At 57.4% G+C, this 296-nt stretch carries 1 protein-coding gene; it reads left to right on the plus strand.

From position 1 onward, the window contains the following. Window positions 1-296, plus strand: a 296-nt coding sequence (locus AF337_RS13950; RefSeq protein ID WP_152971072.1) for a type 2 periplasmic-binding domain-containing protein, incomplete at both ends; no start/stop codon positions are given.

Genomic DNA, 296 nt, shown 5'->3' on the forward strand with positions numbered 1-296 from the left:
CATCGCTTCGACCAAGGGTTCGACGTCTGAGATGTCGATCAAGCTCAACAAATCCGATCCGCTGACCTTCCAGGATACCGCCTCTCCCTATCTCGCCGTCCAACAGGGCAAGGCCCGCGGCATGGTGGCCAACACCATGACGACGACCAAGTTCGTCAATGAATCGAAGAGCAAGGGCAAGCCAATGCGGATGATCGAGGAGCCGATGCTGTATCAGCCGATCGGCATCGGCATGGCCAAGGATCAGCCTGCGCTGACCGCCAAGATCAACGAGATCCTTCGCAAGCTCGACACAT

This window comes from Rhizobium ecuadorense (assembly GCF_001187535.1).
Classification (GTDB): Bacteria; Pseudomonadota; Alphaproteobacteria; order Rhizobiales; family Rhizobiaceae; genus Rhizobium; species Rhizobium ecuadorense.